The organism is Streptomyces sp. NPDC045431 (assembly GCF_040646655.1).
GTDB lineage: Bacteria > Actinomycetota > Actinomycetes > Streptomycetales > Streptomycetaceae > Streptomyces.
Genome location: NZ_JBEZAQ010000004.1, coordinates 490,480 through 504,562 on the forward strand (window position 1 = coordinate 490,480; position 14,083 = coordinate 504,562).

A 14,083-nucleotide genomic window follows, 5' to 3' on the forward strand; every position below is an offset into this window, starting at 1 on the left:
GGCAAAGTAAGGGATTGACCGTCAGTCGGCTGATAGTCTTGGCCGCTGGTCGGGGCAGCAGGCCGAGCCTGCTTTCCAGCCCCGACGACACGTCGTCCCCCACGGGGGACCGGCCGGAGGAGGTGGGGCTGCGGTGGATCGAAGTCGATCGTGCAGTACCAACGGTTCTTCCGCCCGCTGCCCGGCTTCCTGGGCTTCCGCTCTGTGAGCTGAGGCACACCAGCCACTCCACACACGGCGACGCGCACGACGGAAGAGCACACCCTTTTTTGCCTGTCTGTAGCGAACGCCGTCACCGCGAGCACACCGCGGTGCCGCCCGCTTTGCGGACGTCATGACGCCACGTCCCCATTCCGGGCTGCGCCGGCCTTGTCCCGCGCCGCGCCGACGGCCTCTCCGTGAAGGAGCCAGCCATGTCGATGATCCGTGACCTGCGCGCAGCGGTACGCCCGTCCCTGCGCAAGCGCACCGGAGCCCCGTACAACGCGTACAACTCGTACGACGCCACCCGCGACCCGTCGGCGTCGAGCGCCGTCGTCGACTGCGCCGTGTACCGCGACGGCCGCCGTCTCAAGGAGGAGGCGTGCCTGACGCCGCGCGAGGCGATGCGGCAGGTGCGCGAGGGCGGCGGATTCGCCTGGATCGGGCTGCACGAGCCCACGGAGGCCGAATTCGCGGGCATCGCCGCCGAGTTCGGGTTGCACCCGCTGGCCGTGGAGGACGCGGTCCACGCCCACCAGCGGCCCAAGCTGGAGCGGTACGACGACACGCTGTTCACCGTCTTCAAGACCATCCACTACGTGGAGCACGCCGAGCTCACCGCCACCAGCGAGGTCGTCGAGACCGGCGAGGTGATGTGCTTCACCGGCCGGGACTTCGTGATCACCGTCCGGCACGGCGGGCAGGGCTCCCTGCGCAACCTGCGCCACCGGATGGAAGGCGAGCCCGAGCTGCTGGGCAAGGGCCCCTCGGCGGTGCTGCACGCCATCGCCGACCACGTGGTGGACGGGTACATCGCGGTCGCCGACGCCGTCCAGATCGACATCGACCAGATCGAGATCGACGTGTTCTCGCCGCCGACGAAGGGCTCGACGCGCGGCACCGACACCGGGCGGATCTACCAGCTCAAGCGTGAGGTGCTGGAGTTCAAGCGGGCGGTGTCGCCGCTGCTGCGCCCGATGCAGCTGCTGAGCGAGCGGCCGATGCGGCTGGTGGACCCGGACATCCAGAAGTACTTCCGGGACGTCGCCGACCACCTGGCCCGGGTGCAGGAGCAGGTCGTCTCCTACGACGAGCTGCTGAACTCCATCCTCCAGGCGAACCTCGCGCAGGCCACCGTCGCGCAGAACGAGGACATGCGCAAGATCACCTCCTGGGCGGCGATCATCGCCGTCCCGACGGCGGTGTGCGGCGTGTACGGCATGAACTTCGACTACATGCCGGAGCTGCGCTGGAAGTACGGCTACCCGCTGGTGCTGGCCGGCATCTCGGTCATCTGTTTCGTCATCCACCGCACCCTCAAGCGCAACGGCTGGCTGTAGCGGCCGCCGCGGCTTCTTCTAAGCTGCGGGGCATGACACACGACGCGCTGCTCGGCCCCGCCCTCGTCGAGGAGGCCACCAAGAAGTCCGGCCTGATCTGGGTACGCGGCGAGGGCGGCCCGGCGCGCGCCCTGTGGCACGTGTGGCACGACGGCGCCGCGTACGTCATCGGCGACGGCCCCGGCGAGCAGCCGCTGCCCCCGGGTCTCGCCGACGGCTCCGCCGCCGAGGTCACCGTGCGCAGCAAGGACAAGGGCGGCCGGGTCGTCGCCTGGACCGCCGCGGTCTCCGAGCCGGCGCCCGGCTCGGAGGAGTGGCGGGCGGCGGTCGACGAGCTCAAGGGCAAGCGGCTGAACGCCCCCGACGCCGAGACGATGACCGATCGCTGGGCCCGCGAGTGCCGGCTGCTGCGGCTGACCCCGGGTGAGGCGACGACGGCCCTCCCCGACGGCTCGCTGTCGGCGGTCCCGCTGCCCACCCCGGCGACCACCCGCCACCCGATCCCGGCGGCGCTGCCGCGGCTGCTGCTGAAGCGGCGGAAGGCGAAGAAGGGCGCGTAAGGAGAGACGCGTCAGGAGAAGGGCTAGTCGCTGGTGCGCGGCAGCTGGCGGCCGTAGTCGAGGGTCTCGTCCTTGGCGGGCTCCGCGAGCGGGAAGTCCTGGTTCCAGTCGGAGAGGGCCACCACGCCCCCACCGCCGCCGCGGGCGAACTGGAGGGGGTACGGGGTGCCCTCCAGGGACACGTCGAGCGTGCCGCCCTCGCCCGCCTTCCCGCCCGAGACCTTGATCGTGCGGATGCCGCCGATCTTGTCGCGATCGCCCTTGACCACCTCGCCGTGCAGCTCCAGCAGGCCGTCCAGCAGGACGTTCATCTCGGTGAAGCCGCGCAGCTGCTTGTACGAGGGGTCGTCCTGCGGGACCTTGACGTACTTGTCGTCGAGCTTGTCCGCCGCCTGCGTGTCGGACTCGTCGGGCCCCTTCTCGTCCGACTCGCTCTCCGCGTGCGTCCAGAAGTCCGCGTCCGCCTTCAGGAAGAGCGCGTCGCCGACCCGCAGCAGCTCGAAGGTGCTCGTACGGGAGGAGACGGAGCCGAGCGCGCCGGTGGCCTTCAGCCGCATGTCGAGCTTGTACGTGCCGCCCTTGCTGACCAGCGTCCCCGACAGCCGGACCGCCTTGGCGGTGTCCGCCGCGCCCTGGGCCTTGGTCTCGATCTCCGAGGCGGACAGCTTGCCCAGCCCGTTGGTTCCCGCGTCCGGGTCCTCCTCGCCACCGCACGCGGTGAGCATCGCGGTCAGTCCGGCGCAGAGTGCGACGGGGAGGGATGCCCGGACTGCCCGGCGGGCACGCGAGGCCGGGGGGAGAGCGGTCACCTGCGCACTGCCTCTCGTCTGCTGGTGGGAGGTTGTGAGACCGCAGCGTACCGGGGCCCTCCGCGGCGTCCGGAAGGGAGCCGTCCGGACGCCCTGCCTGGGCGACCCGCATCGGGACGGGCTAGCCTGAATCGTCATAAAGCACTCATCGGTGTCGATTTCTGGCCACCCGGTGGGACGGTGGCGGGCGAGGAGGTGTACGGCATGGCGTCAGGCACCGCCCGGGTCTTCGTCTCCCACCTCGCCGACGTCCCCGTCTTCGACCCCAACGGGGACCAGGTGGGCCGCGTCCGCGACCTCGTCGCGATGCTGCGCGTCGGCCGCCGCCCGCCCCGGCTCCTCGGCCTGGTCGTCGAGGTGATCGGCCGGCGCCGGATCTTCCTGCCCATGACCCGGATCACCGGCGTGGAGTCCGGCCAGGTCATCACCACGGGCGTGCTCAACGTCCGGCGCTTCGAGCAGCGCCCCACGGAGCGCCTGGTCCTGGGCGAGCTGCTCGACCGCCGGGTCCGGCTCGTCGAGGACGGCTCCGAGGTGACCGTCCTCGACGTGTCCATCCAGCAGCTCCCGGCCCGCCGCGACTGGGAGATCGACAAGGTCTTCGTCCGGCGGGGCGGCGGTGGGGCGCTGCGCCGCAAGGGCGAGACGCTGACCGTCGACTGGTCGGCGGTGACGGGCTTCTCGCTCGAGGAGGAGGGCCAGGGCGCGGAGAGCCTGCTCGCCACCTTCGAGCGGATGCGCGCGGCCGACCTCGCCAACGTCCTGCACCACCTGTCGCCCAAGCGCCGCGCCGAGGTCGCCGCCGCCCTCCACGACGACCGGCTCGCCGACGTACTGGAGGAGCTGCCCGAGGACGACCAGATCGAGATCCTCGGCAAGCTGAAGGAGGAGCGGGCCGCGGACGTCCTGGAGGCGATGGACCCGGACGACGCGGCCGACCTGCTGTCCGAGCTGCCCGAGGCCGACAAGGAGCGGCTGCTCACCCTGATGCGGCCGGACGACGCCGCCGACGTACGCCGCCTGATGGCGTACGAGGAGCGGACGGCGGGCGGGCTGATGACCACCGAGCCGATCGTGCTGCGCCCGGACGCGACGGTCGCCGACGCCCTCGCACGCGTACGCCAGCGGGACCTCTCCCCCGCGCTGGCGGCGCAGGTGTACGTCTGCCGGCCGCCCGACGAGACGCCTACGGGCAAGTACCTGGGGACGGTGCACTTCCAGCGGCTGCTGCGCGACCCGCCGTTCACGCTGGTGTCGGCGATCATCGACACCGACCTGGAGCCGCTCTCCCCCGACACCCCGCTCCCCGTCGTGACCAGCCACCTGGCCACGTACAACCTGGTCGCCGCCCCCGTCGTGGACGACGGCGGGTCGCTGCTCGGGGCCGTCACCGTCGACGACGTACTGGACCACCTGCTGCCCGAGGACTGGCGCGAGGCGGAGTTCGACCCCGAGGGCGGGGTATCGCATGGCGGCTGAGCGCAAGCACGACCGGACGGAGCGCGCGGACCGCATGGACCGGGTGGGCGAGGCGCCCGCGCCGCGCATCCGGCTGGACCAGCCGCGCATCCGGCGGCCCAAGCTGCTGCCGGCGTACGACCCCGAGGCCTTCGGGCGGCTCTCGGAGCGGATCGCCCGCTTCATCGGCACCGGGCGGTTCCTGGTCTGGATGACGGTGGTCATCATCGTCTGGGTGCTGTGGAACGTCTCCGCGCCCGGCCACCTGCGCTGGGACGAGTACCCCTTCATCTTCCTGACCCTCGCCCTGTCCCTCCAGGCCTCCTACGCGGCCCCGTTGATCCTGCTGGCGCAGAACCGGCAGGCCGACCGGGACCGGGTCACGCACGAGCAGGACCGCAAGCAGAACGAGCGCTCGATCGCCGACACCGAGTACCTGACCAGGGAGATCGCCGCCCTGCGCATGGGCCTCGGGGAGGTCGCCACCCGCGACTGGATCCGCTCCGAGCTGGAGGACCTCGTACGGGAGCTCGACGAGCGGCGGGAGGCCGCGGCGCGCGGAAGTGACGAAGGCGACCGCTGACGGGCTTACCGGGGGCCGGGGGCGGCGCCGTACCATCTCCATATGGTTACGGAAGACGCGGTGCGCGAGGCACTGGCGACGGTGAACGACCCCGAGATCAACCGACCGATCACTGAACTCGGCATGGTCAAGTCAGTGGAGATCGGTGCGGACGGTGCGGTCGCCGTCACCGTCTACCTCACGGTCTCGGGCTGCCCGATGCGCGAGACGATCGTCTCCCGCGTGACCGAGGCCGTCTCCCGGGTCGAGGGCGTCACGGGCGTCGACGTCACGCTGGACGTGATGAGCGACGCGCAGCGCAAGGAGCTGGCCGCCGCGCTGCGCGGCACCACCGCCGAGCGCGAGGTGCCGTTCGCCAAGCCCGGCTCGCTGACCCGCGTGTACGCCGTGGCCTCCGGCAAGGGCGGCGTCGGCAAGTCCTCCGTGACCGTGAACCTGGCCGCGGCGATGGCCGCCGACGGGCTGAAGGTCGGCGTCGTGGACGCCGACATCTACGGGCACAGCGTGCCGCGCATGCTCGGCGCGGACGGCCGCCCGACCCAGGTCGAGAACATGATCATGCCGCCGTCGGCCAACGGGGTGAAGGTCATCTCCATCGGCATGTTCACCCCGGGCAACGCCCCGGTGGTGTGGCGCGGCCCGATGCTGCACCGCGCGCTCCAGCAGTTCCTCGCCGACGTGTACTGGGGCGACCTGGACGTGCTGCTGCTCGACCTGCCGCCGGGCACCGGCGACATCGCGATCTCCGTCGCCCAGCTCGTGCCGAACGCCGAGATCCTCGTCGTCACCACCCCGCAGCAGGCGGCGGCCGAGGTGGCCGAGCGGGCCGGCTCCATCGCCGTACAGACCCACCAGAAGATCGTGGGCGTCGTCGAGAACATGTCGGGCCTGCCGTGCCCGCACTGCGACGAGATGGTCGACGTCTTCGGCACCGGCGGCGGCCAGAAGGTCGCCGACGGCCTGACGAAGACCACCGGCGCCACCGTTCCGGTGCTGGGTTCCATCCCGATCGACGTACGGCTGCGCGAGGGCGGCGACGAGGGCAAGCCGGTCGTGCTGTCCGACCCCGACTCGCCGGCGGGCGCGGCGCTGCGCGCCATCGCGGGCAAGCTGGGCGGCCGCCAGCGCGGCCTGTCGGGCATGTCGCTGGGGATCACCCCGCGCAACAAGTTCTGATCCCGTACGCGTGAGAGGGGGCGGCCTGCGGGCCGCCCCCTCTCATGTGTCCGGCGCCTTCGCTACACGTACGCCGTGATGTCCCGGATCACCGCGAAGCCGAGGCCGTACGCGCTCATCCCGCGGCCGTACGCGCCCAGGTGGACCCCGGCCCGTGTCGTGCCCGCCAGCACCCAGCCGAACTCGGACTCGCGGTAGTGGAACGGCACCGGCACGCCGTCGACGGGCAGCGACAGCGACGTCCAGGCCGGGCCGGTCAGGTCGTCGGCGAGCTCGAAGGCGGTCTCCGTCTGCTGGTCGAGCCAGTTGTCGCGCAGCGTGTGGTCCAGCTGGGGCGGCCACGTGTACGCGAGGAGCCCGGAGCCGGCCAGCCAGGCCGCGGAGGAGACGCTCGTGGCGTCGAGCACGCCCGTGCCGTCGCCGCTGCGCCGTACGGGGTTGGCGGCGACCGTGACGACCACGGCGAAGCGCTCCCGGTCGGCGGGGGCGCCGATCGCCTCGGGCCTTATCGACGGCTCGTCGCCGTGGCCGGTCGAGCCGTGCTGGACGGTGCCGTCCGCCGAGACCCCGACCTGCATCAGCCAGCGCGGGCCGGTGAACGCCTCGTCGAGGCCGTACCAGGGGAAGGGCGCCCGCAGATAGCCGTCCACCGTGCGGCGGGCGCCCGGCACCCCGTCGGACGCGGATCTGGCGCTGGGTGCGGCGCTCTGCGCGCCCACCCGACTTGTCGTCTCCATCTGTCCGGCCGCCTCCTCGATACGTGGACAGAGGGAGAGCTTAGCCACCGCGCGCCGCGGAAGGGCTCAGGTGGCGTCGGCGTCGAACGGGGGACGCTCGCCCGGCTCAGGGGTGTCGCGCTTCTTCAGCAGGTCCGGGCCGCCTCCGTTGACGGTCGCCGGGACGGAGGAGTCGCCGCGGTCGTTGACCGCGTCCGCCACCTCGGTGATCTCCTTCTTGAGATCGAAGCTGCTGCGGATCTCCTTGAGGTCCTCGTTCTCCGTGAGCTGCTTGCGGATGAACGTCTTGGGGTTGAGGTCCTCGAAGTCGAAGTCCTTGAACTCGGGGCCGAGCTCGCTGCGGATGTCCTGCTTGGCGTTCTCCGAGAACGAACGGATCTTCCGGATGAAGCGGGCGGCGTCCTGGATGACCTTCGGCAGCTTCTCCGGCCCGAAGATGAGCACGGCAAGGACCACGAGCGCCACGAGCTCGAATCCGCCTATGTCGTTGAACACCTTGCCGCTCCTTCACAGGGTCCGGTTCCACAGGGGTCGGTACCGAGGGCCCGGGGCCCGCTCCACGGTACCTGGCCGGGCTGCCGGGACGGTACCTGGTGGTTACCGTCAGGTTGCCGTTCCACCACCGGCGGCAGCCACCGCCTCGGTCATCGCCTCGGTCATCGCGGCAGCCACCGCCTCCGTCATGGCGTCAGTCATCGGAGGACGAGCCCAGGGTGAGCGTCTTCGTCTGCTCCTTGCCGCCGCGCTCCAGCGTCAGCCGGAGCCGGTCGCCGGGACGGTGGGCGCGGATCTTCACGATGAGCTCCTCGCCGCTGTGCACCCGCTGGCCGTCCACCTTGGTGATGACGTCGCCGGGGCGGACGCCGGCCTGCGCGGCGGGTCCGCCGGGGACGACGGACGGGCTGCCGTCCTGGGCCTTCTCGCCGACCCGGGCGCCGTCGCCGCCGAACTTCATGTCGAGGCTGACGCCGATGACCGGGTGCGTGGCCTTGCCGGTGTTGATCAGTTCCTCGGCGACGCGCTTGCCCTGGTTGATGGGGATGGCGAAGCCGAGCCCTATCGAGCCCCCCTGGCCGCCGTCGAGACCCGCGCCGTTGTCGGCGGCGCGGATGGCGCTGTTGATGCCGATGGCCCGGGCCTTGGAGTCGACGAGCGGGCCGCCGGAGTTGCCGGGGTTTATCGGCGCGTCGGTCTGGAGCGCGTCGACATAGCTGACGTCGCTGCCGTCGCCCTTCTCGCCGCCCGCCGTGATGGGCCGCTCCTTGGCGCTGATGATGCCGGAGGTCACGGTGTTCTGGAGGTCGAAGGGCGCGCCGATGGCGACGACCGGGTCGCCGACGCGGACGTTGTCGGAGTTGCCCAGGGGCAGCGGCTTGAGGTTCGAGACGCCGGTGACCTGGACGACCGCGAGGTCGTAGCCGCTGTCCTTGCCGATGAGCTTGGCGGGGGCCGTCTCGCCGCCGCTGAACGTGACGGTGATGTCGCCCGAGGTGCCGGCGGGGTCGACGACGTGGTGGTTGGTGAGGATGTGGCCGCGCTCGTCGAGGACGAAGCCGGTGCCGGTGCTCTGTTCGCCGCCGCCGCTCACGTGGATCGTGACGACGCTGGGCAGGGCGCTGGCGGCGATGCCGGCGACGCTGTCCGGGGCCCGGTCGGAGCCCTCGGGGCCGGCCTGGGGCAGCTCGACGGTCGTGAGCCCGCCGTGGCGCTCGATGTACGCGCCGACGCCGCCGCCGAGTACGCCGCTGACCAGTGCGAGCAGCAGCGCGCCGGTGAAGGCGAGCCCGCGCCGCGGGGCCTTGCGGGCGGGCGGCTCACCGGCGTGCGTGAGCGGCTGCGGACGGCCGCCGGGGCTGCTCCAGGGGTCGTACTGCAGCCACTGCGAGGGCGCTCCCGGAGTCCCGTACGCGGGAGGTACGGCGGGTGCCTGCGGCGCCGGAGGCACCGGCGTGCCGTGCGGCGGGGTCGCCACCGGCCGCTGCACGGGCGGCGCGGGCGCCCAGGGCCCGGGCTCCCCGTACGGCGGTGTGCGGTACTCGTCGGGCTCGTGCAGCGGCTGCGGCCGCGTCGCGGGCTGTGCGGCCTGTACGGGCTCGGCGCCCGGTACGACCGGCGCGGGCTCCGCGACCGGTACGGGCTGGTGGTCGGGCGCCGGCGGGGACGCCGGGGCGGGGCGAGCCGGACGGCTCCACCATTTCGGCTTCGGACCGGTGGGCTTCCCGTCGTTCATGTGCTCCCCGCTGCGGCGCTGCTGTCCCGTCCCGCGCCCCAGCGAGCTGGAGGCGCCCTGCGGCATGGATTCAACCAGGTCCGGTGGTCCCGCGCAGGGCTCCCGGTCAGCGTCGGGCGATCAGTGGCAGAACGCCCGACGACGGTGTCGCCGTGGCGACCGGGCCCAGGCCCGGGGCGTTGGCGAGGTGGAGCAGCGGGGCCAGCGGCGCCGGAGGGGCGACCCCGGTCAGCGCGGTCGGCGGGAGGGTCGCCGGGGGAAAGGGATGGGCTCCCGACTGCCGCGACTGCGCCCGTACGACCGGGGCGGGCGTGACGGCGCCGTTGGCGGCGCCACTGCCGTTGCCTTTGCCGTTGCCGTTGCCGTTGCCGGGGAGGCTGCCGCGGCGGCGGTCGCTCGCGGAATTGGTGGTGGCGTTCGCCGTCTGGCCGGGTGTACGCAGCGGGTTGACGTTGTTGCCGCCCTCGCCCCGGGCGTCGAGCGTGGCGGCCGTGGGTAGTGCGCCGCCCAGGGCGATCGCCGCGAAGGACACGGCGCTCGCGGCGGCGAACGCGAACCGGCGTCCGCGCCACGGCGAGCGGTCCGCGGCCGGGCGGGCCACGTCGTGGACCTCGTGGATACGGAAGCCGGAGCCGGGCCCGCCGGGCAGCGCGAAGCCGTCGCGGGTCACCTCGAAGACTCCGTCGGCGAAGGGTCTGCGCCCGCCCGGGCCGCCCGGTCCGCCGCCGGAGCGTCGTTCGTCGTCGTCATCGCGGCCGACAGGACCCCCGGGCAACCCCTGGAGGCGTGCGAGCAGCCCTTCGGAGGGCGGCGGCGGGGCGGCCTGGGCGAAGACGCTCTTCACCCGGCGCTGGGCGTCGGCCTCGGCCTTGCACCGGGCGCAGGTGGCCAGGTGCGCGAGAACCCGCTCGCGGGCGTCATGGCCGAGCTCGCCGTCCACCAGCGCGGCGAGCCGGTCCCCCAGATGCTGCTCCGCGGGGGTCGGACGTGTGCCACTCACGCGGGTCCGCCCTCCCCGCCCACGGCCGCGAACGCGCGCCCCTCGGCGCGGGCCTCGGGCGACCGGTGCTTGAGGGCCTTGCGCAGGTGGGAGCGGCCGCGGTGGATGCGACTGCGGACGGTGCCGAGCTTCACCCCGAGGGTCGCGGCGATCTCCTCGTACGACAGCCCCTCGATGTCGCAGAGCACGACCGCGGCGCGGAACTCGGGCGCGAGCGTGTCGAGCGCCTGCTGCACGTCGGCGTCGAAGTGCGTGTCGTGGAAGGCCTGCTGCGGGGACGGCTCGCGGCTGGGCAGCCGCTCCGCCGCGTCGTCGCCGAGCGCGTCGAACCGGATGCGCTGCTTGCGGCGGACCATGTCCAGGAAGAGGTTGGTGGTGATGCGGTGCAGCCAGCCCTCGAACGTACCCGGCGTGTACGTCGACAGGGAGCGGAAGACGCGGACGAAGACCTCCTGGGTGAGGTCCTCCGCGTCGTGCTGGTTGCCGGTCAGGCGGTACGCGAGGCGGTAGACGCGGCCGCTGTGCGTGCTGACGATCTCCTCCCACGAGGGCGGAGCCCACGCCTGCGATTCCGCATCCGAGGCGAAGGTCGCGGTGGTGGGTGCGGAGTCGTCGACGGCGTGGGAACGGTCAGCGGTGTAGGTCACGGATTTCGGCTCACCCGCCGACCTGAGAAAGCGCCGCAGCAGCGGCACTCCTCCCCGATCCACAGGCGCAGCCGCACCTCCCCTGTCGGCTCTGGTGGTGTCCAGTAGAGCCCCTACCATAGCCACCTCGCCCGTTAGCTCCGGATAAGAATCTTTACGTGAATTTGGGACCGTCTCCCGTGTCTTGGTCCCTCTGCCCCTCCTTAACGCCCGGTCCCATCTGCGGGTTCCCGGCCCCGAGCGGATACAGTCACCGTTGCGCCAACTACGGGGACAGGAGAGGGTCATTACCGCCAACCGGCAGACGAGCTGGGCGTTCGCCGACGCCTTTGTCGCCGAGGACGAAGCACTGCGCTGGGCCCGTGACCGGGCCCGGGAGGCAGGGCTGCCCTCGGTGTCGCCAGGCACCGGCGCCGCGCTGCGTTTGCTGGCGGCCACCGCGGACGCCAAGGCGGTGGCCGAGATCGGGACCGGGACCGGGGTGTCCGGGATCTACCTCCTGCACGGCATGCGCCCGGACGGCGTTCTGACCACGGTGGACCCGGAGCCGGAGCGGCAGCAGTTCGCCAAGCAGGCCTTCCGGGCGGCCGGCTTCGCGGGCAACCGCGCCCGGTTCATCCCCGGCCGGGCCCTGGACGTCCTGCCCCGGCTCGCGGACGGCGGCTATGACCTGGTCTTCTGCGACGGCGACCGCACGGAGTGCCTCGACTACCTCGCTGAATCGTTGCGCCTTCTGCGGCCCGGCGGGCTCGTCTGCTTCGAGGGCGTCTTCGCGGACGGCCGCACGGTCGACTCGGCGGCCCAGCCGGCCGAGGTGCAGCGCCTGCGGGAGCTGCTGCGCGCCGTACGGGAGAGCCAGGAGCTGCTGCCGTCGCTGCTCCCGGTGGGTGACGGCCTGCTCTGCGCGGTACGGCGCGGCTAGGTTCCGTCCGTACCCGCGGGAACGCGACAGCCCCGGCGCGTACCCTCGCGCCGGGGCTGTCGGAGAAACCGTGGGCAGTGTCAGACCGTGACCTTCTCCAGCGCCTCGCCCAGTGCCTTCGCCTCGTCCGGAGTCAGCTCGACGACAAGCCGACCGCCGCCTTCGAGCGGAACGCGCATGACGATGCCCCGCCCCTCCTTGGTCACCTCGAGCGGGCCGTCACCCGTTCGCGGCTTCATGGCCGCCATGCTCGTTCCCCTTCCTGAAACCAGCTCATCGTCGCCGACGGCCCTCTGGCATGGGCACGCATCACCGGCATCGAACACATTGCTTCCAGGTCATTATCCCGCATGGCGGGACCCGATGACCAACATCGGACCGCATCGCTTCCGCAACGCGCTCTCGCAAAACCGCATAATTCGGCGATCCGCCTGCGATACTTCGCCGCTGCGTACGGCCGCGTCACCGGAGTTTCTTTGACGCAGGTCACATGGAGGGGGGCGAAGATCTCCGCCATGCTGAGCGGACATCGTCGTCATCGACTGAGGGGATCCGCCATGGCCGACACCGTGCTGTACGAGGTGAGCGAGGGGCTCGCGACGATCACGCTCAACCGGCCGGACGCCATGAACGCGCTGAACATCGACGCCAAGGTGGCCCTCCGGGACGCGCTGCACACCGCCGGCGACGACCCGGCGGTACGGGCCGTGCTGCTGACCGCGACGGGCCGCGCCTTCTGTGTCGGCCAGGACCTCAAGGAGCACATCTCGCTCCTGGGCGACGGCTCGGGCCGGACCATGAGCACGGTGCGGGAGCACTACAACCCCATCGTCCGGGCGATCACCGGAATGGAGAAGCCGGTGGTGGCGGGGGTGAACGGGGTCGCCGCGGGAGCCGGTTTCGGCTTCGCGCTCGCCGCCGACTACCGCGTCGTGGCCGACACCGCGTCCTTCAACACCTCCTTCGCCGGCGTGGCGCTGACCGCCGACTCGGGCGTCTCCTGGACGCTGCCCCGCGTGGTGGGCCCCGGGCGCGCCGCCGACCTGCTGCTCTTCCCGCGGTCGATCAAGGCGCAGGAGGCGTACGACCTGGGCATCGCGAACCGGCTGGTCCCGGCGGCGGACCTGCCCGCCGAGGCCGCCTCGGTCGCCCGGACCCTCGCCTCGGGCCCGACGCTCGCGTACGCCGCGCTGAAGGAGTCCCTGGCGTACGGCGCGTCCCGGACGCTGGAGGAGGCGTTGGAGAAGGAGGACGAGCTCCAGACGAAGGCGGGCGCGTCGGAGGACCACACCATCGCGGTCCAGGCCTTCCTCGCGAAGGAGCAGCCGAAGTACCTCGGCCGCTAGCGGCTGCCGCGCCGGGCCACGCAGTCCGCCAGGTGGTCGTCGACCAGTCCGCACGCCTGCATCAGGGCGTACGCCGTCGTGGGGCCGATGAAGCGCAGCCCGCGCTTCTTCAGGTCCTTCGACAGCGCGGTCGACTCCTCCGTCACCGCCGGCACCTCCGCGATCGTGCGGGGCGCCGGCCTTCCGGCGCGGTCGGGGGCGTGGCCCCAGACGAGGGCGTCGAGCTCGCCGGGCGCCCAGCCCGCCAGCACGCGCGCGTTGGCGAGGCACGCGTCGATCTTGGCGCGGTTGCGGATGATGCCCTCGTCCCCGAGCAGCCGCTCCCGGTCGGCGTCCGTGAACTCGGCCACCGCGGCGATCTTGAAGTCGGCGAAGGCGCGGCGGAAGCCCTCGCGGCGGCGCAGGATCGTGATCCAGGACAGGCCGGACTGGAAGGCTTCCAGGCAGAGCCGTTCGAAGAGGGCGTCGTCGCCGTGGACCGGCCGCCCCCACTCCTCGTCGTGGTACGGCACGTACTCGGTCGCGGAGACGCCCCAGGGGCAGCGTGGCTTCCCGTCCGGGCCGGGTACGACTCCGCCGGTCACCGGCCCAGCTCCTCGTCGTCCCCGGAGCGGGTTTCCGGGCGCGTTTCCGGACGGACCTCCGGGCGTGTTTCCGGACGGGTGGGCCTCTTGTCGAAGAGGTCCGGCCCGCCGACCGCGGTCGCCTGCGCCCCGGCGAGCGCCGCCTCCAGCTCGGCGATCCGCGCGTCCCGCTCGGCGAGCTCCGCGCCGAGCCGGCTCAGCACGTCGTCGACGTCCGCCATCCGGTACCCCCGCGGCGCTACCGGCAGCCGCAGGGCGTCGACGTCGGCGCGGCCCACCGGGCGGGTCAGCGGCAGCGGGTCCACCAGTTGCTCGGGCGCCGCCTCGGGAAGGACCTCGCTCTCACCGCCGCCGACCACCGCGAGGGTGACCGCGGCGATCACCACGACCATCGCGATCATCAAGAACCAGAACACAGGCGTGCCTCTCCCGGTAAGAGCCGAACCGTCTGCTCCCGATCGTGCCATGCGCCACCGACAGCTAAGGTCGC

At 72.3% G+C, this 14,083-nt stretch carries 16 protein-coding genes; 7 read left to right on the forward strand and 9 right to left on the reverse strand.

From position 1 onward, the window contains the following. Window positions 1-413: 413 nt before the first annotated feature. On the forward strand, window positions 414-1,541 hold the full coding sequence (locus tag AB0A69_RS13315; protein WP_361419584.1) for a magnesium and cobalt transport protein CorA: 1,128 nt from the start codon (window positions 414-416) through the stop codon (window positions 1,539-1,541). Between the two features lie 32 nt (window positions 1,542-1,573). Further along, window positions 1,574-2,101 (forward strand): hypothetical protein, encoded by a 528-nt coding sequence (locus AB0A69_RS13320; RefSeq protein WP_361419587.1) that lies wholly within the window; start codon window positions 1,574-1,576, stop codon window positions 2,099-2,101. 23 nt (window positions 2,102-2,124) lie between these two features. Here the strand turns inward: AB0A69_RS13320 and AB0A69_RS13325 are convergent, their stop codons facing one another. Then, entirely contained in the window at window positions 2,125-2,910 is a 786-nt protein-coding gene (locus tag AB0A69_RS13325) for a hypothetical protein (protein WP_361419590.1), read from the reverse strand. 204 nt (window positions 2,911-3,114) lie between these two features. On the opposite strand from AB0A69_RS13325, the gene AB0A69_RS13330 reads away from it, so the two are divergent. From AB0A69_RS13330 to AB0A69_RS13340, 3 genes are read left to right on the forward strand one after another with little or no spacing between them, the layout of a single operon-like run. Further along, the gene (locus tag AB0A69_RS13330; protein WP_361419593.1) at window positions 3,115-4,389 is read left to right on the forward strand and encodes a CBS domain-containing protein; all 1,275 of its coding nucleotides are present in this window, start codon (window positions 3,115-3,117) and stop codon (window positions 4,387-4,389) included. A gap of 34 nt (window positions 4,390-4,423) precedes the next feature. Then, window positions 4,424-4,951, forward strand: coding sequence for a DUF1003 domain-containing protein (locus AB0A69_RS13335; protein ID WP_361419824.1), 528 nt, complete (start codon window positions 4,424-4,426; stop codon window positions 4,949-4,951). 42 nt (window positions 4,952-4,993) lie between these two features. Beyond that, window positions 4,994-6,127: an Mrp/NBP35 family ATP-binding protein gene (locus AB0A69_RS13340; RefSeq protein WP_361419596.1), complete on the forward strand. Its 1,134-nt coding sequence runs from the start codon at window positions 4,994-4,996 to the stop codon at window positions 6,125-6,127. Window positions 6,128-6,189: 62 nt separating this feature from the next. Here the strand turns inward: AB0A69_RS13340 and AB0A69_RS13345 are convergent, their stop codons facing one another. From AB0A69_RS13345 to sigE, 5 genes are all read right to left on the reverse strand, one after another. After that, window positions 6,190-6,864, reverse strand: coding sequence for a hypothetical protein (locus AB0A69_RS13345; protein ID WP_361419599.1), 675 nt, complete (start codon window positions 6,862-6,864; stop codon window positions 6,190-6,192). A gap of 66 nt (window positions 6,865-6,930) precedes the next feature. Next, on the reverse strand, window positions 6,931-7,359 hold the full coding sequence (locus AB0A69_RS13350) for a sec-independent translocase (RefSeq protein WP_361419602.1): 429 nt from the start codon (window positions 7,357-7,359) through the stop codon (window positions 6,931-6,933). A 193-nt stretch (window positions 7,360-7,552) separates the two neighbouring features. Beyond that, the gene (locus AB0A69_RS13355) at window positions 7,553-9,094 is read right to left on the reverse strand and encodes a trypsin-like peptidase domain-containing protein (RefSeq protein ID WP_361419826.1); all 1,542 of its coding nucleotides are present in this window, start codon (window positions 9,092-9,094) and stop codon (window positions 7,553-7,555) included. A gap of 106 nt (window positions 9,095-9,200) precedes the next feature. Further along, complete coding sequence (locus AB0A69_RS13360) at window positions 9,201-10,094, reverse strand: zf-HC2 domain-containing protein (protein WP_361419605.1); 894 nt, start codon at window positions 10,092-10,094, stop codon at window positions 9,201-9,203. Then, window positions 10,091-10,861 (reverse strand): RNA polymerase sigma factor SigE, encoded by a 771-nt coding sequence (sigE, locus tag AB0A69_RS13365; RefSeq protein WP_361419607.1) that lies wholly within the window; start codon window positions 10,859-10,861, stop codon window positions 10,091-10,093. The genes AB0A69_RS13360 and sigE overlap by 4 nt, the downstream gene beginning before the upstream one ends. 136 nt (window positions 10,862-10,997) lie before the next feature. On the opposite strand from sigE, the gene AB0A69_RS13370 reads away from it, so the two are divergent. Then, the gene (locus AB0A69_RS13370; protein WP_361419610.1) at window positions 10,998-11,663 is read left to right on the forward strand and encodes an O-methyltransferase; all 666 of its coding nucleotides are present in this window, start codon (window positions 10,998-11,000) and stop codon (window positions 11,661-11,663) included. A gap of 80 nt (window positions 11,664-11,743) precedes the next feature. Here the strand turns inward: AB0A69_RS13370 and AB0A69_RS13375 are convergent, their stop codons facing one another. Continuing rightward, window positions 11,744-11,911, reverse strand: coding sequence for a DUF3117 domain-containing protein (locus tag AB0A69_RS13375; RefSeq protein ID WP_003985072.1), 168 nt, complete (start codon window positions 11,909-11,911; stop codon window positions 11,744-11,746). 309 nt (window positions 11,912-12,220) lie between these two features. On the opposite strand from AB0A69_RS13375, the gene AB0A69_RS13380 reads away from it, so the two are divergent. Beyond that, window positions 12,221-13,009: an enoyl-CoA hydratase-related protein gene (locus tag AB0A69_RS13380; protein ID WP_361419613.1), complete on the forward strand. Its 789-nt coding sequence runs from the start codon at window positions 12,221-12,223 to the stop codon at window positions 13,007-13,009. Here AB0A69_RS13380 and AB0A69_RS13385 read toward each other — a convergent pair. Further along, window positions 13,006-13,593 carry a DNA-3-methyladenine glycosylase I gene (locus AB0A69_RS13385; protein ID WP_361419616.1) on the reverse strand — a complete coding sequence of 196 codons (588 nt, stop codon included), beginning with the start codon at window positions 13,591-13,593 and terminating at the stop codon, window positions 13,006-13,008. The genes AB0A69_RS13380 and AB0A69_RS13385 overlap by 4 nt on opposite strands. Further along, complete coding sequence (locus AB0A69_RS13390) at window positions 13,590-14,009, reverse strand: cell division protein DivIVA (RefSeq protein WP_361419619.1); 420 nt, start codon at window positions 14,007-14,009, stop codon at window positions 13,590-13,592. Before AB0A69_RS13390 ends, AB0A69_RS13385 begins: the two co-directional genes overlap by 4 nt. Window positions 14,010-14,083 lie beyond the last annotated feature (74 nt).